This window comes from Flavobacterium sp. B330r (genome assembly GCF_056824325.1).
Genome location: NZ_CP124860.1, coordinates 3,907,800 through 3,930,184 on the forward strand (window position 1 = coordinate 3,907,800; position 22,385 = coordinate 3,930,184).

Annotated in this window: 24 protein-coding genes; 6 read left to right on the forward strand and 18 right to left on the reverse strand. The window is 36.3% G+C overall.

Translation table 11 applies throughout. The features are described 5' to 3' along the window. Nucleotides 1–5: 5 nt before the first annotated feature. Complete coding sequence (locus QLQ95_RS17360; RefSeq protein ID WP_095927849.1) at nt 6–1,088, reverse strand: efflux RND transporter periplasmic adaptor subunit; 1,083 nt, start codon at nt 1,086–1,088, stop codon at nt 6–8. Nucleotides 1,089–1,246: 158 nt separating this feature from the next. Then, nucleotides 1,247–1,636, reverse strand: coding sequence for a hypothetical protein (locus QLQ95_RS17365; protein ID WP_482491157.1), 390 nt, complete (start codon nt 1,634–1,636; stop codon nt 1,247–1,249). A gap of 505 nt (nt 1,637–2,141) precedes the next feature. Here QLQ95_RS17365 and nhaA point away from each other — a divergent pair. Then, a complete protein-coding gene (gene nhaA, locus QLQ95_RS17370) occupies nt 2,142–3,323 on the forward strand; it encodes a Na+/H+ antiporter NhaA (RefSeq protein ID WP_482491158.1) in 1,182 nt (393 codons plus the stop codon). 25 nt (nt 3,324–3,348) lie between these two features. On the opposite strand, the gene QLQ95_RS17375 is transcribed toward nhaA, so the two are convergent. From QLQ95_RS17375 to QLQ95_RS17420, 10 genes are all read right to left on the reverse strand, one after another. Beyond that, complete coding sequence (locus tag QLQ95_RS17375; RefSeq protein WP_482500794.1) at nt 3,349–4,659, reverse strand: TIGR00341 family protein; 1,311 nt, start codon at nt 4,657–4,659, stop codon at nt 3,349–3,351. A 107-nt stretch (nt 4,660–4,766) separates the two neighbouring features. Beyond that, nucleotides 4,767–4,985 (reverse strand): hypothetical protein, encoded by a 219-nt coding sequence (locus QLQ95_RS17380; RefSeq protein ID WP_095954559.1) that lies wholly within the window; start codon nt 4,983–4,985, stop codon nt 4,767–4,769. Between the two features lie 155 nt (nt 4,986–5,140). Then, on the reverse strand, nt 5,141–6,193 hold the full coding sequence (locus QLQ95_RS17385) for a M14 family metallopeptidase (protein ID WP_482500796.1): 1,053 nt from the start codon (nt 6,191–6,193) through the stop codon (nt 5,141–5,143). A gap of 206 nt (nt 6,194–6,399) precedes the next feature. Beyond that, nucleotides 6,400–8,193, reverse strand: coding sequence for a chloride channel protein (locus QLQ95_RS17390; protein WP_482500798.1), 1,794 nt, complete (start codon nt 8,191–8,193; stop codon nt 6,400–6,402). A 432-nt stretch (nt 8,194–8,625) separates the two neighbouring features. After that, on the reverse strand, nt 8,626–8,988 hold the full coding sequence (locus QLQ95_RS17395) for a hypothetical protein (protein WP_482491161.1): 363 nt from the start codon (nt 8,986–8,988) through the stop codon (nt 8,626–8,628). Nucleotides 8,989–9,289: 301 nt separating this feature from the next. Continuing rightward, nucleotides 9,290–9,748 (reverse strand): hypothetical protein, encoded by a 459-nt coding sequence (locus tag QLQ95_RS17400; RefSeq protein WP_219071338.1) that lies wholly within the window; start codon nt 9,746–9,748, stop codon nt 9,290–9,292. A gap of 153 nt (nt 9,749–9,901) precedes the next feature. Next, nucleotides 9,902–11,086, reverse strand: coding sequence for a DUF3570 domain-containing protein (locus QLQ95_RS17405; protein ID WP_395362947.1), 1,185 nt, complete (start codon nt 11,084–11,086; stop codon nt 9,902–9,904). Between the two features lie 17 nt (nt 11,087–11,103). Continuing rightward, on the reverse strand, nt 11,104–11,337 hold the full coding sequence (locus tag QLQ95_RS17410; protein ID WP_056191669.1) for a DUF4266 domain-containing protein: 234 nt from the start codon (nt 11,335–11,337) through the stop codon (nt 11,104–11,106). Continuing rightward, a complete protein-coding gene (locus QLQ95_RS17415; protein ID WP_395414790.1) occupies nt 11,334–12,227 on the reverse strand; it encodes an FAD:protein FMN transferase in 894 nt (297 codons plus the stop codon). The genes QLQ95_RS17410 and QLQ95_RS17415 overlap by 4 nt, the downstream gene beginning before the upstream one ends. Nucleotides 12,228–12,267: 40 nt before the next feature. Further along, nucleotides 12,268–12,702 carry a thioredoxin family protein gene (locus QLQ95_RS17420; protein ID WP_286968983.1) on the reverse strand — a complete coding sequence of 145 codons (435 nt, stop codon included), beginning with the start codon at nt 12,700–12,702 and terminating at the stop codon, nt 12,268–12,270. A gap of 320 nt (nt 12,703–13,022) precedes the next feature. Here QLQ95_RS17420 and QLQ95_RS17425 point away from each other — a divergent pair, with 320 nt between their 5' ends. Genes QLQ95_RS17425 through QLQ95_RS17435 form a run of 3 tightly spaced genes read left to right on the forward strand, consistent with a single transcriptional unit; the run spans nt 13,023 to nt 15,129 of the window. Next, nucleotides 13,023–13,682: a BON domain-containing protein gene (locus tag QLQ95_RS17425; RefSeq protein ID WP_482500801.1), complete on the forward strand. Its 660-nt coding sequence runs from the start codon at nt 13,023–13,025 to the stop codon at nt 13,680–13,682. Between the two features lie 26 nt (nt 13,683–13,708). Then, the gene (locus QLQ95_RS17430; protein ID WP_289058566.1) at nt 13,709–14,380 is read left to right on the forward strand and encodes a BON domain-containing protein; all 672 of its coding nucleotides are present in this window, start codon (nt 13,709–13,711) and stop codon (nt 14,378–14,380) included. Nucleotides 14,381–14,400: 20 nt separating this feature from the next. Beyond that, complete coding sequence (locus tag QLQ95_RS17435) at nt 14,401–15,129, forward strand: LOG family protein (RefSeq protein ID WP_395414787.1); 729 nt, start codon at nt 14,401–14,403, stop codon at nt 15,127–15,129. Between the two features lie 74 nt (nt 15,130–15,203). Here QLQ95_RS17435 and QLQ95_RS17440 read toward each other — a convergent pair whose 3' ends face one another. From QLQ95_RS17440 to QLQ95_RS17465, 6 genes are all read right to left on the reverse strand, one after another. After that, entirely contained in the window at nt 15,204–15,851 is a 648-nt protein-coding gene (locus QLQ95_RS17440) for a hypothetical protein (RefSeq protein WP_286968989.1), read from the reverse strand. 205 nt (nt 15,852–16,056) lie between these two features. Next, the gene (locus QLQ95_RS17445; protein ID WP_286968991.1) at nt 16,057–16,887 is read right to left on the reverse strand and encodes a universal stress protein; all 831 of its coding nucleotides are present in this window, start codon (nt 16,885–16,887) and stop codon (nt 16,057–16,059) included. 67 nt (nt 16,888–16,954) lie between these two features. Then, nucleotides 16,955–17,434: a hypothetical protein gene (locus QLQ95_RS17450; RefSeq protein ID WP_482500804.1), complete on the reverse strand. Its 480-nt coding sequence runs from the start codon at nt 17,432–17,434 to the stop codon at nt 16,955–16,957. A 29-nt stretch (nt 17,435–17,463) separates the two neighbouring features. Continuing rightward, nucleotides 17,464–17,634, reverse strand: coding sequence for a hypothetical protein (locus tag QLQ95_RS17455; RefSeq protein WP_157849131.1), 171 nt, complete (start codon nt 17,632–17,634; stop codon nt 17,464–17,466). Nucleotides 17,635–17,849: 215 nt separating this feature from the next. Further along, the gene (locus tag QLQ95_RS17460; RefSeq protein ID WP_482500806.1) at nt 17,850–18,518 is read right to left on the reverse strand and encodes a BON domain-containing protein; all 669 of its coding nucleotides are present in this window, start codon (nt 18,516–18,518) and stop codon (nt 17,850–17,852) included. A 51-nt stretch (nt 18,519–18,569) separates the two neighbouring features. Further along, entirely contained in the window at nt 18,570–19,097 is a 528-nt protein-coding gene (locus QLQ95_RS17465) for a hypothetical protein (RefSeq protein ID WP_286968995.1), read from the reverse strand. A 258-nt stretch (nt 19,098–19,355) separates the two neighbouring features. On the opposite strand from QLQ95_RS17465, the gene QLQ95_RS17470 reads away from it, so the two are divergent. Both QLQ95_RS17470 and QLQ95_RS17475 read left to right on the forward strand, forming a co-directional pair. Further along, nucleotides 19,356–19,793: a hypothetical protein gene (locus QLQ95_RS17470; RefSeq protein ID WP_482500808.1), complete on the forward strand. Its 438-nt coding sequence runs from the start codon at nt 19,356–19,358 to the stop codon at nt 19,791–19,793. A 99-nt stretch (nt 19,794–19,892) separates the two neighbouring features. Beyond that, entirely contained in the window at nt 19,893–22,385 is a 2,493-nt protein-coding gene (locus tag QLQ95_RS17475) for a cation-translocating P-type ATPase (RefSeq protein WP_482500810.1), read from the forward strand.

A 22,385-nucleotide genomic window follows, 5' to 3' on the forward strand; every position in this document is an offset into this window, starting at 1 on the left:
TTCGGTTATTCCGCATACAGTTCTAAGTTGGACATAACCGATTCGGGTTTTAAAACTTCGTAGTCTATTTTTTGATTTTCTTTTACAAGACGAAGTCCCTCTAAAAGTATTTTATCATGAATCGACAAACCTTCTTTTATTACAAATAGGTGAGGCATTTCGGCAGCAATAACAACCTCTCTCGATTTTACTGCATTGTTTTTATCAATTACATATACATATTTTTTGTCTAAAACCTCAAAAGTTGCTTTCTGAGGTATCAGCATAGCATTTTTCAGTTCTATCGGCATCTGGATGCTTCCGGTTTCCCCGTGTCGTAACAATCTTTTTGGATTTGGAAAAACAGCTCTAAAAGGAATATTTCCTGTTTCATTATCAAAATCGGCTTCAATGGTTTCTACAACTCCGGGATATTGGAATTTTTTATTGTTGGCCATCAATAAATAAACTTTCATTTTACCATTTTTTCCTGCTTTTTCCTGATAATCTAAATATTCAGATTCCGGTACATTATAATATACCCACATTGAACTGTTGTCTGCCAATTCTGTAAGCAGTTCGCCTTCATCAACTAAACTTCCCTGACGGACATGAAATTTATCGATTATTCCGTCAAAAGGCGCTCTGATTTCTGTAAACTGAAGATGAACTTTGCTTAAGGCCATTTCAGCATTTGCTTTTTCCAGTTTGGCTTTTGCCATTGCCAGTTCATTTGGAGAAACCACTTTTTCGTCAGCTAATTTTTTAGCATTTTGGTATTCTATTGAGCTGAAACTTACTTCTGCTTTAGATTTTTTTAATTCGGCTTCATAAAGCGCAGGCATAATTTTAAACAACAGCTGGCCTTTTTTAACCATTTGTCCTTCATCTACATAAATTTTTTCAAGGTAACCGCGCTCTTGCGCTCTTATTTCGATATGTTGAATAGAGTGTATCTGCGATACATAATCTTTTGTAATGGTAGTATCTTTTTCAATTGGATTCGTAACCAGAAATTTGGTTTTTTGCTCTTTTTCTCCTTCTTTTTTAGAGTTGCAGCCTGCAAAAACTAATGCACATAAAGACATGAGCATGAAAATTCTTTTCATAATAATTTCAGAATTAAAACGTAATGATTTTGATTTTTTTAACAGCCTTAAATAAGGCTGAAGTATTCCGCATCCGTTTGCCGGCTTATAGAAATCATCTGCTGGCAAAGGATAAAACGGTAAATTGGAAATAGTTTGTGACTACTTAGGATAAAAAATCAAATTCTGAAAACTTGAAATCGAAGGTATACTTTATTAGAAAGTAAGGCGAAAATTTTAAAGTTATTAGCCTTTTTGTTAAAGGCAGGACACACTGCAAATTTATTGCGGCGCAGGAAATGTAAAAAGCAGCTGCTTTTTACAAGCTGTTTTTGAATGGTGGAAAAATTTTCTTCATTTTCTTCATTATCTAAAAGACAGCATTTTCTTTTGAAGGTTTCAACAGAATGTCTTTTAGCCAGATAAGCTCCCATATCGGACTTTATTTCCTGAAGTGCTGCAGGGTGCGGTTTTTTCTCTGAGAATTGGCTGCTGCTTGTATATACACTGCCATATCCCATTAACAGGACAACAAGTGACAGGGTAAAACTAGCAAACCATTTTTTCATAGGAAATACAAATTTAGATAAAGAATTTTATAAAAACAATCACTGTAATTTACTAATTTATGGCAAATGGTAATTTGGGATTTTTTAGACGATTTATTAAAAAAATCATTTATTTTTAGCCCTCATATTATGAATTGGCAAATAAATAGAGATTATGCCTTGTCTTTTTTTATCAAAAGCCGGCCGTTTTAAAGAAAATGAAAAGCTGGGCACCAATTCCTAATATGAAGTATGGTTCCAGCCCAGGTCTTATCAATGCCTTTTGCATATCAGCTCTTAAAAGCAGGCTTTTTTATATAAGGGCTGATGATGAAGAGACCGGATAAAATGAACGGGATACCCAGCCGGTGCCCGTTAACAGTAGAGTGCTAATTAGTGTGCCTTTGCAAAATAATCTTACTTACGTGAATGGTCCTAACTGGCATTATTAATAATACCGGGTGCTGGTTCATTTTTATGCATGGATCTTCTTGGCATTTTAAGCCCTAATGCCTATTTTTGTCCAATGGCAAAACTTATAAATCTCAAAATTTTCGCGCATTTTTTCCAATCTTCCGCAGCAGGAGGGATTCTGCTTTTAATTTGTGTGCTGGTTTCTCTTATAATGGCCAATACGGGGCTCGGAGTACATTTTAATGATTTGCTGGGGTATCCTTTGGGATTTGAAGCAGCGGGCCTGCAGCTGCGGTATCCGATCCTGCTGTGGATCAACGATGGTTTGATGGCTGTTTTTTTTCTGCTGGTAGGCCTTGAAATCAAGAGGGAAGTGATAGAAGGTGAGCTTTCATCTCTTCGCCATGCGGCCCTGCCGGTGCTGGCAGCTGTAGGAGGGGTCATGGTTCCCGCATTGATTTACTTTCTTTTTAACGGACAAAGTCCTGATACTGCCAAAGGATGGGGAATCCCAATGGCAACCGATATTGCTTTTGCGCTTGGAATACTTTCCCTTTTAGGAGATAAGGTTCCCTCGGGGCTTAAAATTTTTCTTGCCGCGCTGGCCATTGTGGATGATCTGATTGCTATTTTGGTTATCGCGGTTTTTTATTCCTCGGAACTTCATTTTCTGTATCTGGTTTATGCAGGGGGTATATTTGTACTGCTTATGATTTTTAACCGTTTGGGGGTAAAGAATTTGTTTTTTTATCTCCTGCCCGGTGCGGTGATGTGGTATTTTATACACCATTCAGGCATTCATGCCACGATAGCCGGAGTGCTTACGGCCTTAACGCTTCCCACTAACGAAGAAGAAACGGATTCCCCTTTGGAAAAGCTGGAACATGCTTTGGCTCGTCCGGTAAACTTTATCATCATGCCTGTTTTTGCACTGGCCAATACTAACATTGCTTTTGAATCTGAAATGCTGCAGGGACTTACCGGTAATCTCGGACTTGGAATTATTCTGGGGCTTTTCCTGGGCAAACCCATTGGCATCTTTGTAATGTCATGGTTCTCGGTGAAGATCAGGGCTGCTGATCTGCCTGCTCAGACGACATGGACTCATGTACTTGGACTGGGGCTTTTAGGCGGAATCGGCTTTACCATGTCCATATTTATAGCGCTATTGTCTTTTAAGGAACAGGCCTATCAGAATGAGGCGAAATTTGCGATACTTACTGCTTCTATACTGGCTGGGGTATCAGGCTTTATGCTACTGAGCTGGTATAATAAAAAGAAACGGGAACAGTAGTTTTTTGTTGATTCTTCTTAAGGGCTTACTGTCTTTTAAACAATACGGCATCTTTCACTAAAAGACGTTCATTGAGCCATTTGGTCAGTTTTTCACTTTCCTCTGCCGTTAGGTTTTTTGAGGCATCGTAAATTACAGCGGTGATCGTTGAGGTGCTGTCTTTATAATTCACTAAAGTGTTTTTGGCAATGGAAAGCGAATGGACATCAGGAAATAAGGTTCTTATTTCTTTTAAAAGCTGTTTGTTGTCAAATTTGTTTTTTGCCAGCTCTTTTTCCAGCTGGATTATTTTAACATCCTTTACATTCATTTCATTCTCGCTGCTCTTGATCTGATTTAAGATATCGCCTTTTATGTCGTTAAAGCGGTCGGTGCTGTCCTGTCTGATGCGAAGGCTGGTGCCGGCAAGGTACTTATTGCTGTTGAGTCTGCTTTTAAGGCTCTGAATCTCCTTATCGGAAAATCGTTTCGATAAGAAAGCAAGTTCGAGTTTTTTCTGCTTCGCGTTAAAATCCGTCTTTTTATAAACCACCGTATAACCCTTGCTGCTGAACTCACTGTGAACAAAAAGCTCTATATTTTTTTTAAACTGCTGTTCCCTGTATAGAGAGTAGGCGAGATAACTGCTGGGAACGAGCATTGCAGTAATGAGAAAAGCAATAATATACTTAACTTTTTGCTGCTGCTTTTCATCCACCTGTTTAACAGCAGGATAATTCAGGTATTTTATGATTAGAAAAATGGCGATACCTATAAAAACGCAGTTGATGCAATAAAGGTAGAAAGCTCCTAGAAAAAAGCTCCACTGGGCAGTTGCAATCCCGTATCCTGCGGTGCATAAAGGAGGCATTAAAGCCGTTGCAATAGCTACTCCGGGAATAGGATTTCCTTTCTCTGACCGCGTAACGGCAATGACCCCGACAACACCGCCAAAAAAAGCGATAAGAATATCGTAAATGTTCGGGGAGGTTCTCGCCAGAAGCTCCGACTGAACGTCCTTGAAAGGACTCAGGTAAAAATAAAGCGTGGAGACCACCAGACTCACAACCGTTGCATTGAGCAGGTTTTTGAGTGATTTTTTAAGCAGTGAAAAGTCATAAATGCCCAGGGCAAAACCGGCCCCTACAATAGGCCCCATCAGAGGGGAGATGAGCATCGCTCCGATGATAACAGCTGTTGAGTTTACATTAAGCCCCACCGAGGCCACAATTATGGCGCAGGCCAGTATCCAAAGATTGGCTCCTTTAAAGGAAATGTTTTTTTTAACGGTCTGCAGTGTTTTTTCCCTGTCGTCTTCTCCTTCTCTAAGATTCAGAATATCAGTAATTTTTCTCATGAGTGTCTACATTAGGGTTACTGCTGTGATCGCTGTATTTAAAGATAAGATTTATTTTAATAACAGGGATGGAGTTCGAAAAGATTATTAGTAAAGTGAACCGTTTATTATCCATTGATTTTATCCTTGTGGTATTGTTTGAGCCATTTTTCCATTTTTTGCAAAAGCTGAATTTCCTCTGGATCACCTGCTGGATCTAAAAGGCCGATGATTGTTCTGTCGTAATTGAATTTCTTATCTTCAAAAATACAGCTGAATTTGGGAACTTCGTTGTGAGATACAAGCCATTTTCCGTGCTCTGTTTTTTTTATTTGAAATTTTTTCATAGGAGTTTAAATTTGTCTGAGTGCTTTAATTATAGTACTGTTATGATAGGCAGGCACCGAACTATTGTAAACGGCTGACAGCAGGCAGTATTGTTCATGGAGATAAAAACTTTTCAAAGCGGCAGGATCTTGGAGCTTTCGGTATTGATATAAAATTAATCCACAGCCTTATAGCCGATACAGAATAATGTTTCGCCTTCGTTTACCGGCAGTCTTCCTGCTTTATAGAGAATTGTGCCGCTTTGGGGCGCGGTGATTATTTTCACATTACGGCCAAAAACATCTGTGATATAGCCAATTTCCTCTTCTTTTATCACTCTGCTTCCTGCTTTAAAACTGCTGTAAAATAATCCCTGGCCGGGTCCCGGAACATAGGCCTGCCTGTTATATTTGTTTTTTGCAGGAGCACCTGGTATCACTTTTTTGCTTTCATACATTTGCAGCTCTTTGAGCATGCGATAAACTGCATTTTTAGTAAAGGAAACATCTGACTTCTCGCAGCTGCCAAGCTTTCCAATTTCAATGCTCAGCGCCGGGATGCCCAGCCTTACGGCCTGCTTAAAGGCATACATCGCCGGCTGGCCTTCGGCAATGGCATAGGGATAACTCACAATGGTGGAAAAACCGCTGTTTTCACTAAGACGGGAAACCAGCCGGGTCTGCTCTTTGAATTCCTTGTTATCGTAATAACAGATAAAGGGTATGAGATCTTCATTGACATCCCCGCCATGCAGATCCAGAAACACGTCCGTGGCGTCAAAAACCTGAGTGGTTATAAAATCAGCAATTACCTCGGTGATACTTCCTGTTCTGCTGCCTGGAAAAACGCGGTTTAAGTTCAGGTTGTCCGAGGGGTTTACAAAAGGAGTTCTCTGGTAGAAGGACTGCAGGTTCATAATGGGAATAATGATTAAATTTCCTTTAAGTTTTTGAGGATTTATTTCCCTGCGAAGCTGCAGCAAAGAGGCTATGGAGGGATATTCCATTCCGTGAATACCTGCCGTTATTGTAAAAGTGGGACCGCTCTGGCTCCCTTTAATTAGAGTTGCGGGAAGATCTGCCGTAATGGAATCCAAGGTGCTTAAATGAAATATGGTGTCTTTGACACCTGGCTGGAGCTGGGCTAAGATCTTTTTTAAAGAATTTTTTTGAGACTGTGCTGTTTGAACTAGTAGTATAGAAAATAAAAAAAAGAGTAAATTTTTCATGCGTATCTTAAAGCGGCTATAGCGCTTAATATATTATTGTTTAGTTGATTTAAATTCAAAATAATAGCTCGGGATTCAATTTGCTGCAGGGAGAAAAACAAAAGCTGATCGAACGGCTCTTTACCTTTTTTTAAAATTTGCTGCGGTCTGCATTTTTTTTATTAGCTGGAACAAAAATGTACCATTGTAATAATCCCTAAAAGTTATTATTCAAATGCCATGGATTTAAGCCTGTTTCGGTAGGATTCCAAAATATCTGATTTAGCCATAAAACCATAATACCTGCCGTTTTTTTCCACAGGGAGAAATATTTTACTGCTTTTCTCAAATTTATTCATGACGGTTTCCATGCTGTCAAAGAGATAGATAGTTTGAACCGGCTTTAACATTATATCTTTGACCATTGTATTTTTAATTTGAGAAGTATCAAAAATGATTTCTCTGATGTCATCAAAATAAACCAGTCCCTCGAGCTCATTCTCCGGGCTCACTACTCCAAAAACCACCTGATCGCAGTGTGCCAGCAGATCGGAAATCTTTTCCATATCCTGATCTGCTGTAAGGGTCAAATAATCTTTTTTTACCAGATCCTCAATATTGAGCGTGCATAAAATATTGCTGTCTTTATTGCTGGTGAAGGCATTTCCTTTTCGGGCAAGGTTTTTTACATCGAGAGAATGTTTTTCAAAACGTTTTGAAACAGCAAAGCTCACCGAAGCGACGATCATAAGGGGTATCATCAGATCGTAGCCTCCGGTTATTTCTGCAATAAGAAAAATCGCTGTCAGCGGGGCATGAAACAGCCCGCTGAGAATTCCTGCCATCCCTACAAGGGTAAAGTTGCTTATCGGAAGATCCGTTAAGCCGGTCAGATTTAGGAGTTTTGAAAAGAAGTATCCTGCATAGGAACCCAGAAATAAAGAAGGGGCAAAGTTCCCGCCGTTCCCGCCGCTTCCAAGCGTTATCCCGGAAGCAAAAGCTTTTAGGAACATGGAAAATCCCACAAAGGCCAGCAGCACCCAGCTGCTGCTGCTGTATTGCTCAAAGAGTGTGTTTTTTAAAAGTGCTCCTGGGTTCTTATCGGCCAGGATTTTGATGCTTTCATAACCTTCACCAAATAGGGCAGGGAAAACAAAAATAAGAATTCCCAATACCGCTCCTCCAATCAGGGCTTTTTTATAGGGGCCAAATTTTAAATGGGCGAAAAAATGTTCTGTTTTTAGAAATTTCCTGGCGTAGAAAACTGCTGTAAGACCAGTAAAAAGCCCCAGCAGCACGTAAAATGGAATATTATGATAGTCGAATGTCTGCTTTTCTCTAAAAACCAGCAGTATATTTTCATTTAAGACGACCGCTGAGACAAGCGCGCCTGTTGCCGCAGCAATCATAATAGGGGTAAAAGCCGCGATTGTAACATCTACCAGCAGCACCTCGACAGCAAAAAGCACACCGGCTATAGGAGCGTTAAAAGCGGCCGCTATACCGGCTGCAACCCCGCATCCTATGAGCAGCGTCCGTTCCTGATAGCTTAATTTGAACTGCTGGGCAAAATTGGAACCAAAGGCCGCCCCGGTGATGACAATCGGACTCTCCAGTCCGGCCGAGCCCCCGAGCCCCACGGTAAGGGAACTGGTCATGATCTGGGCGTACATTTGTTTTTTAGGGATAATGCTGGCTTTTCGCGCGACGGTGTACAGGATTTGAGAAGTCCCTTTCTCCAGGCTTCCCCCTAAGATCCTTTTCACCACAAATACAGTCAATACGATCCCGATAACGGGAAGCACACTGTTAATGAAACTTAATTTTACTATTGCGTTGATATAAGCTGCAAAGGAAAAGACCCAATGGGCAAAGGCCTTTAAAAATATTACAGCAAAGGCAACAGTAATTCCAATCAGTACGCTGGAGAGAAAAATGAACTGTTTGCGGGTTAATTTTCTCTGTCCTTCAATAAGGATATGTTTGGCTTTTAAAAGGTGTTTTAGGACTATTTTTATCATTTGTAAGCAGCGTTGTAAAGCTCATGAAGGATTAATTTTTTACCTGCTGGAGCTGTTTGAATGTGTTATGTCTCAATATTTTTATGTTGCAGTGAACAAGGGTATCTGGTGCTATTGTTTACTGCTGCAAGAATTTATTTGTGCAGTAATATGCTGCAATTTGGTTTTTAGACTTGTAAATACAAATACTAAAGAGTTCCCAATTGTTCAAAGATATCGCTGCGGCATGAATTGAAGATTTCTTTAAATTGGATTTTTCTTAAAAACAGCTGAACTAATACTGAAAGAACAGTGTTCTTGGCTGAGAGTTTCAGTCTTAGAAACAGCTTGTCTGGCTTAACTGCATATTTCTTATATCTTTCTGTTTTTTACAGTTTTGTAAGCTATAGGATTACGCAGAGAATTTTTTACTTAAATAAGGAAAGCCCGCTTTTAGAAAAGCTGGTAGAGGTGCAGGTAATTATGACGCTGAATTTGGTAAATAACTTCAATACCGTAAATTAAGCTGTTTTTAAAGATTGTAAAAAGTGCTGATTTAGTGCTGTAAGGAATATTTAAAGCATCGCTTTCCGAAGCAGTTGCACGGTATTTTACTTTACTTTTAAATTTAAAATGGACATCCAGCTCTTTATATTTTATTACGAATGCAGAAGTGATTAAAGTATTGTCAAAAGAGATAAAGCCAGTTTTTAAGTGCCCAGCGCAAGATGGCTCAGGTGATCTGCCTGATGCGCTGTCAGCTGTGAAGGCAAGCAGCGATATTAGAAAAACGTATAGTAAGTTTAAATGCTTCATTAGGGAACCTGCAGGGATTGTATTTCTCCAGAAAGAAAGTGTAACAATATAAGTGATGCAAATATACTGATTTTGAAAAAGAAGAATTATTAAATGACCTAAAAGCTTTATTTTTTTTTGTACGGGTTCTTTGTGCTGAATTTTAATTTTTTCATGGTTAATTTTTCCTGTCCCGGATCAGCAGGTTTTTGGCCTTTACGAATTATTTTTTGAATTTTTTGCTAAGTTGTATACTAGAAATACAAAGCTGCCTCTTCAAAGGGGTTAATGGGAAAAATCAAACGTTAATGTAATGCTGATTTTAAAGGCGGGGTTTACTGCGCGAGATATTTTGACTGCCCTTACTGCTGTTTAGAATTTTAGCAGATACGGTAAGCTCTGTATAAACAAGCAGGCAGATAATTGCTGTTTCAAGTGAAAAGTACATCAGATCAAAAGCTGTAAGCTTGCTGTAATGAATAAATAAAAAGGCAGTGGTCAGCGCACAGTACAGTAAATTGGCAGAACTTATTATTCTGATGTAAAGCGTCCATTTTGTTTTTAAAAATAAAAAGCATACAGCGGAGTAAAAGCATAAACAAGCCGCTATTGAGAAGAGTAGAGTTAATGTTGTCTTGGGCATCCCAAAATAGGGGCTTAGATTTGAAAGCACGGCAGAGAGCAGCACAGAATTAAGCAGAGCCCCCACAGAGTCAATTAAGAATAGTCTTCTGGGATTTTTTGCTAGATGACGGGTCAATTTTTCAATAATTTTATTCATTTTCGATTGCTGTTCTCTGATTTAAAGGTAATGGTTTTTTATCAGAGATTCTTATCTGTTCTTTTGTACTGGAACAATTTCCTCTTGCTGCTGTGATGTTATTCAAACACAAAGCCCAATTCAATTGGGCTTTGTGTTTTTTTTTAATTAATTTTATTTGTATTTAATGTTAATACTAATAATATCCGAAGTCATATTTGTAGTTCTAGTATAATGACCATAACGAAGTTCCAGCGTATTCCAATGTTTAAGTCCAAAGACTCCATTTAACGGCGTAAACTTCATGCCCATTCCAAAGAAACTACTGTCAAACTTTGACAAATCATAATTACTGGTGTAGTATTCATCGGCTGGGGTATGTTCACCATATGGTTTGAAATACTTCGTTCCGGTTTGAGTATAATATCTATAAAACGGACTCACTGAAAATGCCTGCGTTAATTTTACCGGAATTTCAAGATCAGCGGTATGGGCCTTTAAGCTCCAATCATCGGTATAATATCTGTAATAGGCGCGAATAATTACATTATCTCCGAAAAAATAACTGGCTCTGATTCCCAGTGGAATTTTAAGTCTGGTATCGGGCATTTTTTCCTGATGAACAGAACCATCTTCAAAATAAACCCTGTGAAATGGAAGACTCAAATAACCATTTTGACTGATAACATCTCCTACAAGCATTATCTGCAGGTCTTTGTTTATAACCTGCGAGTAACTCAAAGTTCCTGCAAAAGTATTTCGGTTGGCACTGCCATAACCTTCTTGGCCTGGTGGACGCAGTTCAACCGGTTCAATTAGTTTTAACTGATCGATAAAGGTTTGAAACTTAGCTGTAAATTCTCCGTTTTTGTCTTTTGTTTTTTGTGAAAAACTAATGTTTCCTCCAAAAGACTGGTAATCAAATTCGGTCGATGATGAAACGCCAATTCCCAGTGTTCTTCCTTTTTCTTCGTTTTCTCTCAGATAAGTTAGAGAAGGGTAGAAGCGGTTGTCTGAAGAGGATGCAGATGAATTGGCACTCAAATCAATCATATCTGATGAGGCAGAGGTATAGTGGTCAATACCTGCTTCAATATCAAAGGTATGCTTTATACCCGTTTCTCCGTACTTGACTAACTTAACATCAATAGTATTGGCGATGTCAGTAAGATGCTCAGAACCAATCCCTCCTGTAACAGCTGAATTGTTCCCGTCCTGGCTATAATAACTCGAAACCAGATTTACTTCTTCCAATTTTAATTTTTTGCTTTTATAACTGGTAGAATCAGTAGGAACGTTTTGCGCTCTTGATTGAAATAATGCCAATAAAGCAAATCCTGTTATGAATATTCTTTTCATTTTTAATTTTATGAAAATTAGTTACAACCGCAGCCGCCGCCGCTTTTTCCTGAATTTGCTCCGGAAGCTCCTTCACGGTAGGATTGAAAGCTGAGTTCTGTCTTTTCGATTTTCCTGTTAGAAAGTACCATTTCAGAATCGTTGATTTTTCCTTTTTGGTATTCTTTTACCGAAGTACAGGAGGTGAGTAGAATGCCTGTAAAAGCAATACTACATAATAATACGAGCGCTTTTTGTTTTGGCTTTTTCATTTCAGATTGATGTTTTTTGAAGTGTAAATTTTATTGTTGTCGTCGATAATAATACAATATAGATCCGGAATCTGGTCAATTAGAAACAATCCTGCCTTAATTCCCATAACCGCTATTGGAGTGGCCATTGCATCAGCAAATTCAGCATTTGAAGCGATAATGGTAACACTTTTTATTCCGGTTATTGGAAGTCCCGTTTTGGGATCAATAGTATGCGAATATTTTTTTCCGTTGATGGTTACGAATTTTTCATAATTTCCAGAAGTGGCAACTGCCTTATTAGATATCTCCATATAAGAAAAAGCAGTATTTGGGGCATCAGGATTGGCTACACCAATAGTCCATTTTTGACCGTTTGGCTGTAGTCCCCAGGCACAGAGATCTCCACTGGCATTTATAATACCACTATGAACATTATTTTTAAGCAGTACTTGTTTAGCCATTTCTGCGGCATAACCTTTTCCGATACCACCAAAACCAATTCGCATTCCTTTTTCTTTTAGAAAAACAGTACAATTCTGTTTGTCAAGAATAATATTTCGGTAATCAATAAGGTGAATCATTTTTTTTGCTGTCTGAGGGTTAGGAAGACTGGTCATTGTTTTGTCAAAATTCCACAGACTTTTGTCAAGACTTCCATACGAAATATCAAAAGCTCCTTGTGTAATTTTCGAAATTCCCGTAGCTCTTTCAATAAGATTAAAGACCTCCTGATCTACTTTGACAGGCTCTATTCCTGCATTTTGATTTATCAGATTGGTTTGACTGTCCTCTTTATAAGTAGTGAACAGTTTTTCGATCCTTCTGATTTCTTCAATGGCAAGATTGATATTCTCATTTCCCGTTTTCGCATTTCCGGCTACAACTGTAATAGTAAAGTTGTTTCCCATGAGTTTTAGGGATTGCGAATATTTTTGATTTTTTAATATGTTACTTTTTGCTATCACAGATTGCTTTTATTTCTGCAGTCCACTCATCAGGTGTAGTTTCAGGTTTGCCGTGCCAGGTTTTGATAACTTTTCCGTCGGCATCCAGAAGAAGGGTAAGAGGAAAACTTCCTTCTTTGTTATAAATTTCGGCTAAATCTTCATTACGTTTTACTTGTTCGGGTGTACCAATATTTTTCTTCTTTCTTGGAAAATCAGCATTTACCAATACTAAATTTGAGTTTGCCATATCACTAAATACCTGGCTCTCTAAATAATCCCTGCGAAGAACAATACACGGACCACACCAATCCGATCCTGAGAAATTGAGCAGAATCAGTTCATGTTTTTCCTTTGCAATTTTTTTCGCATTATTAAAGTCAGGTTCCCAATTTATAGGAATTACTGTCAATAAAAGGAATAAGGTAATTAGTTTCATTTTAAAGTCTTGTTTTAAGGTCTTTACGAAATAACGAATTGTTGTATATCTTATTTTTTTTTATTTGCTTAAGATTAGATTAATTTTTACTGGACGAAAAAACAAATCTTTTTAAGGTGTTCAATTAATTTTTAATATTGTCTTACTTCTTCGAGTAAATGTATTAAATCTCTTATTTACGGATAATGACTTACATCACTTTTGAGATTGATGGGGATCATTTGTTTTCCAATCTGCTTTTTTGAATTTTACCTAACTATAAAAAAGGATAATGCTTTGTTTATTATCATTCAAAGCTATAATTTTTAAATTTTTTTGCCATGAAAAAAAATAATGATGTTTTACTTAAAGAAGTAAAAGAAGCGATCAAATGGGAGCCTATTTTAAATTCTAACGAGATAGATGTTAGCGTTAATGATGGTATTGTAACCCTTGGAGGTACGGTAGATAATTATACGCAGAAAAAAGAGGCGGAGCAAACTGTTAAAAATATTGCTGGTGTAAAAGCAGTTGTCGACGATGTAAAAGTTGATCTATATTTTTCAGCAATTAAAAGTGATACCGATATAGCTGCATCAGTTGTTAAGGTATTGCGTGAAAACTGGGCCGTTCCTGACCATCTGCTCAAAGTAACAGTAGAGAATGGATGGGTAACACTTGAAGGGATTTTGCACTGGAATTTTCAAAGAAAAGCAGCAGAGAATGCTATTCGTTATTTAGAAGGTGTTAGGGGAGTAATTGATAAAATAAAAATTGAGGCCGAAATAAAAAATGAACTAGAAAAGGAGTTTGTTGAAAAAGCGCTTCGTCGCAGCTGGTTGCTTGATATTGATAATATACGAGTTAGAGTCGATAATAAAACTATTACTCTCAGTGGTATTGTGAGTTCACTATTTCAGAAAGAGGAAGCAGAAAGAATTGCATGGAATACACCTGGTGTATGGTATGTAGATAATGAACTTTTAGTCGAATTTGATTGATTTATGCAAACCTTAAATAAAAAAATATGAAAAGTAATGATATTTTGCAAAGAGAAATTCAGGAAGCGCTCAAATTCGAGCCTTTGCTGCATGCAGCCGAGATTGGAGTTATTGTAAAAGAAGGTGTAGTTACCTTAACAGGAAATGTTGACATGCTTGTTAAAAAAACAGAAGCCCTGCATGCTGCAAAAAAAATTAAAGGTGTAGCAGCAATTGTAGATGAAATTCAGGTTATACTTGAAAAAACTTCCTATACCACTGATCAGGAAATTGCAACTCAAATTGTCACAAAATTGAAAGAGAATCAGGTCGTTCCGCAAAATACGGTTGATATCATTGTAGAAAAAGGCTGTGTAACTGCAGAAGGTATTTTACCATGGAATTTTCAAAGAGAGCTCGCTCTGGAATTAATTAGAAACCAGAAGGGAGTAAGGGAAGTTACCAATAACATTAAACTTAAAAGAGAAGTATTCGATCAGGTAGAGAAAGAATTACTGGAAAAGGCATTACAAAGACATTGGGCGTTTGATACAGATGAGATCGATGTTGAGGTTGCTGGTGCAACTGTACAGTTATCTGGAATCGTTGGGTCAATTTTTCAAAAAGAAGAAGCTGAAAGGATTGCGTATAAAACGCCGGGGGTAATCAAAGTTATCAATCATTTAAAAGTGAACCTTGAACAGCCTTATTTGTGTTAAATAATTAATCGATTGAAATTATGACAGAGCAAGAAACTCAAAGTGATAAGTCAGAAATTAAGTTTTTAGAAGGGCCACAGTCGAGATTTGCTGAACTGAAATTTATAATTATTATTTTATGGGAACTGATTAAATCCTTTCGTAAACTCTATTACATTGGTCCTTGTATCACTTTTTTTGGATCTTCTCGTTTTAAGGAAGATCACGTTTATTATGAATTTACCAAAAAGGCTGCAGGTGAATTTGCCAAACTTGGTTTTACAATAATGACAGGCGGAGGACCAGGTCTTATGGAAGCCGCTAATCGCGGAGCAAAAGAAGTGGGTGGGAAGACTGTTGGATGTAATATTAAACTGCCGGTTGATCAAATGCCTAATTCTTATCTCGATAAATGGGTAGAGGCAAAACATTTTTTTATTCGTAAAATACTTTTGGTAAAATATTCTTTTGCCTTTGTAGTTATGCCTGGAGGTTTTGGAACATTAGATGAATATTTTGAAGCACTTACACTTATACAGACAGGCAAGATTAAAAACTTTCCAATAATAATTTTCAATACACAATACCATAAAGCGCTTATTGAGCATATTAATCTCATGAAAAGTGAGGGAACCATTAATGATGCTGATTCGAAATTATTCATGATTACAGATGATATTGAACAGGCAAGGCTTTTTATAATTGAGCATAGCATTAAAAATTATGGATTAAAACCAAAATTTCACCGTACGCCCATTCAATGGATTTAAGGTTTTTAGCTTTTCATTTTACATTTGTAATTTAAAATTTTAGTCTTTTGAAATCTTTTTTAAGCCAAATGGCCCTATTCTTTCTGTTTATGACTATTATGAATTATATTATTGCTAAGCATATCCTGTATAATTAGTTTTCCATATGCATGTGCAAGACTAGTGGTGTTTAAGGGATTAAAGGATTGTGTCTGTACGGAATATTCTAATTTTTGATCTGGCATTGTAAATAGATTACTTTCCCAAAAATAATAGGTATCATTGACATAATATCCTTCCTGGTAGATTTTAGTGTAAATAGCGTTATAGTAAATAGAGAAGTCATTATCATTATATGGGTCTGTCAAATCATACATGCTTTTTAGAGCATAGTACTTTTCTTTTTGTTTATTAAGCAATACAATCGTTAAAACGGCAGCTATATCATCTTGCTCTAATTGTTTTATGATCTCTTTTTCATCTTTTCCTTTAAATGCTTCAATGCCATAAAGTTCAATAGATGGAACGGCATCATAACCAAGATTGCAAAGATCGTCAGCAAGATGATTTTCCATTTGCCACTGAAGCGATTTGTCTGATTCTTTTATCAATCCAACTACGACGATACGACCAGTTTTTAAATTTAGCTTCTCCGAGGCCTGCCATGAACTAATTATAGTTGAGCTGGAGCATTGAACTAAAAAAACAGATAATACTATAATGAACCATATACTTCTTTTCATTGTAATTGTTTTTTGATTACCCAAATTCTATTATAGCGTAAGATTATGATTTCAATCTTGGTTGAAAATAAAGACGCTTTTTAAAAAGTAATATTCAGAGATTGTGAACCATTAAAAGATACTAGTGCTATTACGAAAAAGCAGGATTTTTTAAGATATAAAGTATTGGCAGGTTAAATCGTATATCTGATTTTCCTGCCAATTATTATTTTTTAAATACCAGCATTGGAGTTCTGGTATTAAAACCTTTTTCAGAAGTTTTAAGCGGTTGAAATAATTGCTCCAACCAGTTTCGGTTTTCTTTGGCAAACATGGTTATGATAGATGGTTTTATTGTCATAATATCAATCTGTAAGTGTCGTAATAGAGATACTTCCGGATCTAACTTTTTGAAATGAAAAGATACTTTGTCAGACTTAAATTTATGCTCTATTTTATTGAGTTTTTTGTGGACTTCTTCTTCCTGTGTAAAATAATCATAATGGTATACAGCGATCGAAGCATCAAACGAGGCCCCGAATTTTTTAATCAGCGGCATTTCAGTTTCTATTTTTTCTAAATCTGACGGGTATAAAATAGTACTTAATTTTTTTATTCTGTAATGTCTTGGAACAACCAGAAGTGGGATCGGAGAGTCATGTAAGATTCTGGTCGTATGACTTCCCAATAGCTTATTTACAAGACCACCGCCTCTTGTACTCATACAGATATAATCGGCTTTAATTCTTTTGGCACAATTTAGAATGGCTTCGCTTACATCAAGTTTATTTTCCGCAATATAAGTTGTTTTACCTGGTTGTTTATTGGTTTGTCTGTAGAGCGTATGTACAAATTTTATAAGAGCTTGTTCCTGTTTTTTGTTATCTGGCTCCGGAAGACCTACAAAAGTAACAGCTGAAAAAGGATCAATAATAAATGACGTATTTACATATAGAAATGTAAGTTCATAACCTATTTGAGATGCCAGCTGAATAGCAAAACGTACAGCTACTTTGGAGCTATGAGATAAGTCGGTTGTAACAAGTATTTTTTTCATGCTTTCTAGATTTTTGATCGGGTACGAAGCCCTAATTGTTTTAATTAATGACGAATTCGGTTTATTATTATTTTGAAACAAACTTCATTTCATTAACATAAAGATTCATTTTTTTCCAGTGCTTGTGATCGATTGTCGCGGTATCAATATCAGTAGTCCAGTCAAATCCGGGAAATAATTTTAACCTGTTTACAACGCGTTTTTTATATCCGAATGAAAAGCGATCCCCACGCATTTGAAACTCTATATTCTTATTATCATTCGTCACGTTCTTGTATAAAATTGTTTGTGTTTTCCAGTCACCACCCCAAGTAAGGAAGGATTTAATAAAACATAAAACTCCAACAATAATGAATGCCAGTAACTGTGATTTTGATCTTTTTAATTTTCCAAATAACTGGCTTGCTATAAGTACAAAAGTTAAAGCTGCAATAAAAAGGATGATAAAATGAAGTATTGAATTATTGATATATAATGGAGTATAACGATTCACTAGCGTAAGTGTAGCAGCTATGAGAAACAGAGTATACAGTATTGTAGTTTTCATATTTTCATATTGTTAATAGGATAAAAAAATTAAAATTTATCTAAGTCATTTACTTCAGATTCTTCTTCATACAGATTTGAAGGTGTGTTTAAATCTTTTTCATATTGTTTGCGATCTTTATTGTTTTGTATAAAGATGTAAATCATCACAATTAAAATGACGATGCTCATAAATGTTAATATGATCCAGCTTGGTTCCATGATATTGCTATTTAAGAGTTAGTTTTTTTTTGGTTTTGTCTTATGTTACTAATCAGAATTACAGCAGTGATTGCTGTAATTGTCATTAAGGTTATTATTGTTTTCATAATTTTTAATTTTAAAAATAATTTTTTTAGGAAAAACTATCAAAATGAACCTCTTTATGCATTTTAAAAAACTGGGATAAAAGGGAAAACTTCATCTCCCTTTTAAAGTTATTCTGATATGGCATACTTATGTTCCACAACAAGCTGATTATTGACGGACCAGATTCCCGGGGTTTTCCAAACTATTTTTTCTGCAAGATCTTTTTGAAAAAGTGAAGAAACAGCTCCTGTCAATGTCACGGTTGTACCATCGACTTTAATGAATATGTTCTCAGAGTGCAGTGTCCAATTGCTTTCTAAGGCTTTTACAATATTTTTTTTCTCAATTTCATCCTGTATTTCAGATTTTATTTTGATACGGTTGGTTACGCCTTTCACACCTGTAAGATGGCCGACGGATTTATTGGCGGCTTCTTTTTGATAATTCCAGGTTACCTGACCCTCAAGCGTAACCCAGCCTTTTTCAACTTTAATCTGAATCTTTTCCTGAGGTACATTCCAGTTATCTGTTAAAGCCTTCAAGACATCGTTGGCAATATCTTCATCAGACTTTTTATTGCTGGAATATTTGATTTCTATTTCCTCAACAACCGCTTTGACGCCATCAACATTTTTGGCGGCATTTTCAGCCTCAATTTTTTTATAATAAGCGTCTACAGTTCCCATTAGGGTTACTACACCATCTTTTGCAGTTACACCAATTTCTGCGGCATGCAGCTGTGGTTCCCATTTAATGGCGTCTTGAACATCTCTTTGTAATTCTTCATTTGTTTTCATATTATTTTCATTTAGATAGTTGCTTAATTTGAGTTTATAGTGTTTTATTTGTTAGAGGTGAAAAGCTTCGTTCTCTAATAGAGCGCGGTTCTCTTTTTCCTCTATTGAATTTTCTTTAGGAATATGAGTATTAAGTGTGGTTCTCATAATTTCAATGTTGGCATTTGTTTCCTGAGCAAGCAGCACATATTTACGGGCTTTTACTTCGGTTTTATATTTTATGGTTTTGTCTTTTGAAAATCCCATACCTATTAATGGCAACGTAGCTCCTAGAAGTACGGCGACACAGGCATATATGATGGGTATTCTAAAGTAGGGAAGATTGGCAGTGAGGTTGAAAATAAATAGTAATCCAAACAATAACCCGCATAGCCCTATGGCAAATAATCCGGTAGTACTCCATTTTTCCATTTTATCGTAAATGTTAAAGTATCCAAGAACATTTTGTTCCGTATAGCAATCTTTACCAATTATTGAAAGTTTTGTAATGTCGTAACCACTTTTTTTTAATTTTTTGATTGCATCCTCAGCCTGCTGCAGTGATTTATAATGTGCTACGAATAAATGTTGATTTTCCATGGCTATCTTTTTTTGGGTTAGTATAAGATTTTATTAGGTTTTTAGAAATTAGAAGCTTGTGCAACTCTTAAATCTAAAATTTACCGTTAATTCCTTTTGCTATGTAAAATTGCATTAAAGCACAAAGAATAAAAATGATCTGAATCATTTGTAATAATGACTTTTAGCACTTCTGTTTTTAGTTTTTAATTTAGTGCCAGATAAAAGATATGTTGGATATCATTTATTACTAATGAAGAACTAACTAATTTAGTTATTATGAAAACTTCACAGGAATATCAGGTAGATTTGGAATGTCAGCTAAATGGAACTGCAAAAGTAAGTGCCGTTATCTTTAATAATGATATAGAAGTATCATCTTATTCCTGTTTAAAAAATCTCGATGAAAATGTGTGGTCAGCAGAACATCTATTTCTCGCCGCCGTAGAAAGTTCTTATATGACTGCATTTTTTAATACAGCCAGACATAAAGGATTAAAATTTAAAAGATTCAAAAGTAGCGCCCGTGCGTCTATACTACTATCAGATGAATTTTCAGAGATAACTGATATTGTTCTAAGACCTATGGCTGTTATTGAGGAAAGTAAAATGATCAACAAAACATTGAAAATTTTCTCAATTTGTAAAGAACATTGTTTGGTTTTAAAGGCCTTAAAAGTACGACTGCACATCTTTCCATCGGTTAGTCTGGAATAAAAAAGCTATACTTTTTCAATACTTGAAGCCGCTGTTTAAAGCAAAACTTATTTTGTATCTTTAAGATAGTATACGGCGATGCTAATTTATGTACAAGCTATGAATAATAAGGAACAAGAATTACAGGGACTAAATATTGAAGAAGTACTTGACTTTAGAGCAAAATATGGAATCAATAAGTATAATTACAAAAAGGAGAACAGGTTCTTAGCTTTTCTAAAAAGCATCTTTGCAGAACCAATGATTCTTTTATTACTCGTTGCCGCAGGAATTTATTTTATCAATAGTCAATATAGCGACGCAGTATTTCTTACCGTTTCAATTTTACTAATTGCAGCCATATCACTTTATCAGGAAAAAAGAAGCCAAAATGCTTTGGCAAAATTACAGGAATTTACAGAACCTTTGTGCAAAGTTATTCGTGAGGGTAAACAGCAAAATGTTAAAACACAAGATATTGTCGTTAGTGACCTGGTAATTGTAGAGGAAGGGGGATTGGTCCCTGCTGACGGAGTTATCATTAGTTCAAATGATTTTTCAGTAAACGAATCGATACTTACCGGTGAGTCGATGAGTGTTTTTAAAGATAAAGATAAAGAAGATCACAAAGTGTTTACGGGAACTACCGTTGTCAGCGGATTGGCCATAATTAAAGTAACAGAAATAGGAAATGAAACAAGGCTGGGTAAAATAGGAAGAAGCCTGGAAGCTATTGCCGAAGAAAAGACGCCATTAGAACTTCAGATTGGGAATTTTATAAAAAAGATGGTTTTTGTTGGAGTTCTGATTTTTATTCTGGTCTGGGCTATCAATTATGTCAGATTGGGTAATGTTTTGGGAAGTCTTTTGGTAGCGCTCACCTTAGCAATGAGTATATTACCAGAGGAGATTCCGGTTGCTTTTACAACATTTATGGCATTGGGAGCGCGCAGGTTAATGAAAATGGGCATCGTAGTCAAACAAATGAAAACAGTTGAAACACTAGGCAGCGCCACCATTATTTGTACAGACAAAACGGGAACCATAACTCAGAATAAAATGGAATTAGCGAGTCTTTACTTGCCCTCTGGATTAGACGCAGAAGTTAATACTTTTGGAGAATCAAAAGAAACTGAGGATCTTATAACGACAGCTATGTGGGCAAGTGAACCCATACCTTTTGATCCGATGGAAATAGCACTTCATAATACTTATAAAAAGTTTACAGCTAAAGATTTGACTGCCAACTTTAAAATGATTCATGAATATCCGTTATCAGGTAGGCCGCCAATGATGACTCATATTTTTGAAGATGATGGAGGAAATCGAATTATTGCTGCAAAAGGAGCACCTGAAGCAATTTTTGAAGTTTGCCATCTTACAAACGAAACCAGAGAAATTGTCCTATTGGCTATGGATAAACTAACAGGAAAAGGATACAGGGTTCTTGGAGTTGCTCAAGGCTCTTTGGAAGGAAATAATTATCCTGAAAAACAGCAGGAAATTCCATTTATATTTAAAGGCTTAGTTGCTTTTTATGATCCGCCTAAGGATAATATTTCAGAGGTATTACAGTCTTTTTATAAAGCAGGAATTGGGGTGAAGATTATTACAGGAGATAATGCCCGTACAACAAACGCAATTGCTCAGCAGATCGGTTTTAAGGGATTTGATAAAGCCATTACAGGCGATGAGCTAATGAAGTTGAGTGATTCAGAATTACAAAGTAAAGTAACGGATATCAATTTGTTTAGCCGAATGTTTCCCGAAGCCAAACTAAGAATTGTAAGCGCTCTCAAAGCAAATGGACAAATTGTAGCCATGACCGGTGACGGTGTAAATGACGGACCTTCACTTAAAGCAGCTCACATAGGTATTGCCATGGGAAAAAAAGGAACAGCTATAGCGAAAGATGCTGCTTCGTTGATTCTGGTGGAAGATGATCTTTCTAAAATGGTAGAGGCCGTCGCAATGGGAAGAAGAATTTATACGAATCTGAAAAAGGCAATTCAATATATTATATCAATACATATTCCCATAATTCTGATCGTTTTTATTCCACTTGCTTTAGGATGGATTTATCCCAATATATTCAGTCCGCTCCATGTAATTCTGCTAGAACTAATTATGGGACCAACCTGTTCAATACTCTATGAGAATGAACCTACTGAAGCCGATACCATGCAAAGAGGACCAAGAGCATTAACGTCTACTTTTTTTAAGGTAAAAGAATTGATAACAAGTATTTTGCAGGGAGTTGTTATTACCATAGGAGTATTAGGAATATATCAGTGGTCAGTGTATAATCAATGGAATGAAGACAGCACGCGAAGTTTGGTTTTTTTGACTTTGATTTCGGCTAATGTTCTACTCACACTGGTAAACCGATCTTTTTATTATTCATTATGGGTAACAGTTCACTATAAAAATTTTATGGTTTCGCTTTTAATAGGCATTACGGTGCTTTTGGTTATACTATTATTTGCAGTACCTTTTTTACGTTCTTTATTTAATTTTGAAATGCCTACAGTTTTTCAGCTTATTGTATGTGTATTGGCAGGATCAGTATCCGTATTATGGTTTGAGGTTCCAAAATATTTTAGAAGGAAATGA

Bases quoted from the DNA above. Each gene is read 5' to 3' on its own strand.
- QLQ95_RS17425 (WP_482500801.1), top strand. From the start codon at position 13,023: ATGAAAAAAAATAATGATGTTTTACTTAAAGAAGTAAAAGAAGCGATC.
- QLQ95_RS17385 (WP_482500796.1), bottom strand. From the start codon at position 6,193: ATGAAAAATTTACTCTTTTTTTTATTTTCTATACTACTAGTTCAAACA.
- QLQ95_RS17405 (WP_395362947.1), bottom strand. From the start codon at position 11,086: ATGAAAAGAATATTCATAACAGGATTTGCTTTATTGGCATTATTTCAA.
- QLQ95_RS17445 (WP_286968991.1), bottom strand. From the start codon at position 16,887: ATGAAAAAAATACTTGTTACAACCGACTTATCTCATAGCTCCAAAGTA.
- QLQ95_RS17430 (WP_289058566.1), top strand. From the start codon at position 13,709: ATGAAAAGTAATGATATTTTGCAAAGAGAAATTCAGGAAGCGCTCAAA.
- QLQ95_RS17360 (WP_095927849.1), bottom strand. From the start codon at position 1,088: ATGAAAAGAATTTTCATGCTCATGTCTTTATGTGCATTAGTTTTTGCA.
- QLQ95_RS17390 (WP_482500798.1), bottom strand. From the start codon at position 8,193: ATGATAAAAATAGTCCTAAAACACCTTTTAAAAGCCAAACATATCCTT.
- QLQ95_RS17460 (WP_482500806.1), bottom strand. From the start codon at position 18,518: ATGAAAACAAATGAAGAATTACAAAGAGATGTTCAAGACGCCATTAAA.
- QLQ95_RS17465 (WP_286968995.1), bottom strand. From the start codon at position 19,097: ATGGAAAATCAACATTTATTCGTAGCACATTATAAATCACTGCAGCAG.
- QLQ95_RS17440 (WP_286968989.1), bottom strand. From the start codon at position 15,851: ATGAAAAGAAGTATATGGTTCATTATAGTATTATCTGTTTTTTTAGTT.
- QLQ95_RS17420 (WP_286968983.1), bottom strand. From the start codon at position 12,702: ATGAAACTAATTACCTTATTCCTTTTATTGACAGTAATTCCTATAAAT.
- nhaA (WP_482491158.1), top strand. From the start codon at position 2,142: ATGGCAAAACTTATAAATCTCAAAATTTTCGCGCATTTTTTCCAATCT.
- QLQ95_RS17475 (WP_482500810.1), top strand. From the start codon at position 19,893: ATGAATAATAAGGAACAAGAATTACAGGGACTAAATATTGAAGAAGTA.
- QLQ95_RS17395 (WP_482491161.1), bottom strand. From the start codon at position 8,988: ATGAAGCATTTAAACTTACTATACGTTTTTCTAATATCGCTGCTTGCC.
- QLQ95_RS17435 (WP_395414787.1), top strand. From the start codon at position 14,401: ATGACAGAGCAAGAAACTCAAAGTGATAAGTCAGAAATTAAGTTTTTA.
- QLQ95_RS17365 (WP_482491157.1), bottom strand. From the start codon at position 1,636: ATGAAAAAATGGTTTGCTAGTTTTACCCTGTCACTTGTTGTCCTGTTA.
- QLQ95_RS17415 (WP_395414790.1), bottom strand. From the start codon at position 12,227: ATGGGAAACAACTTTACTATTACAGTTGTAGCCGGAAATGCGAAAACG.
- QLQ95_RS17470 (WP_482500808.1), top strand. From the start codon at position 19,356: ATGAAAACTTCACAGGAATATCAGGTAGATTTGGAATGTCAGCTAAAT.
- QLQ95_RS17400 (WP_219071338.1), bottom strand. From the start codon at position 9,748: ATGAATAAAATTATTGAAAAATTGACCCGTCATCTAGCAAAAAATCCC.
- QLQ95_RS17450 (WP_482500804.1), bottom strand. From the start codon at position 17,434: ATGAAAACTACAATACTGTATACTCTGTTTCTCATAGCTGCTACACTT.
- QLQ95_RS17455 (WP_157849131.1), bottom strand. From the start codon at position 17,634: ATGGAACCAAGCTGGATCATATTAACATTTATGAGCATCGTCATTTTA.
- QLQ95_RS17410 (WP_056191669.1), bottom strand. From the start codon at position 11,337: ATGAAAAAGCCAAAACAAAAAGCGCTCGTATTATTATGTAGTATTGCT.
- QLQ95_RS17380 (WP_095954559.1), bottom strand. From the start codon at position 4,985: ATGAAAAAATTTCAAATAAAAAAAACAGAGCACGGAAAATGGCTTGTA.
- QLQ95_RS17375 (WP_482500794.1), bottom strand. From the start codon at position 4,659: ATGAGAAAAATTACTGATATTCTGAATCTTAGAGAAGGAGAAGACGAC.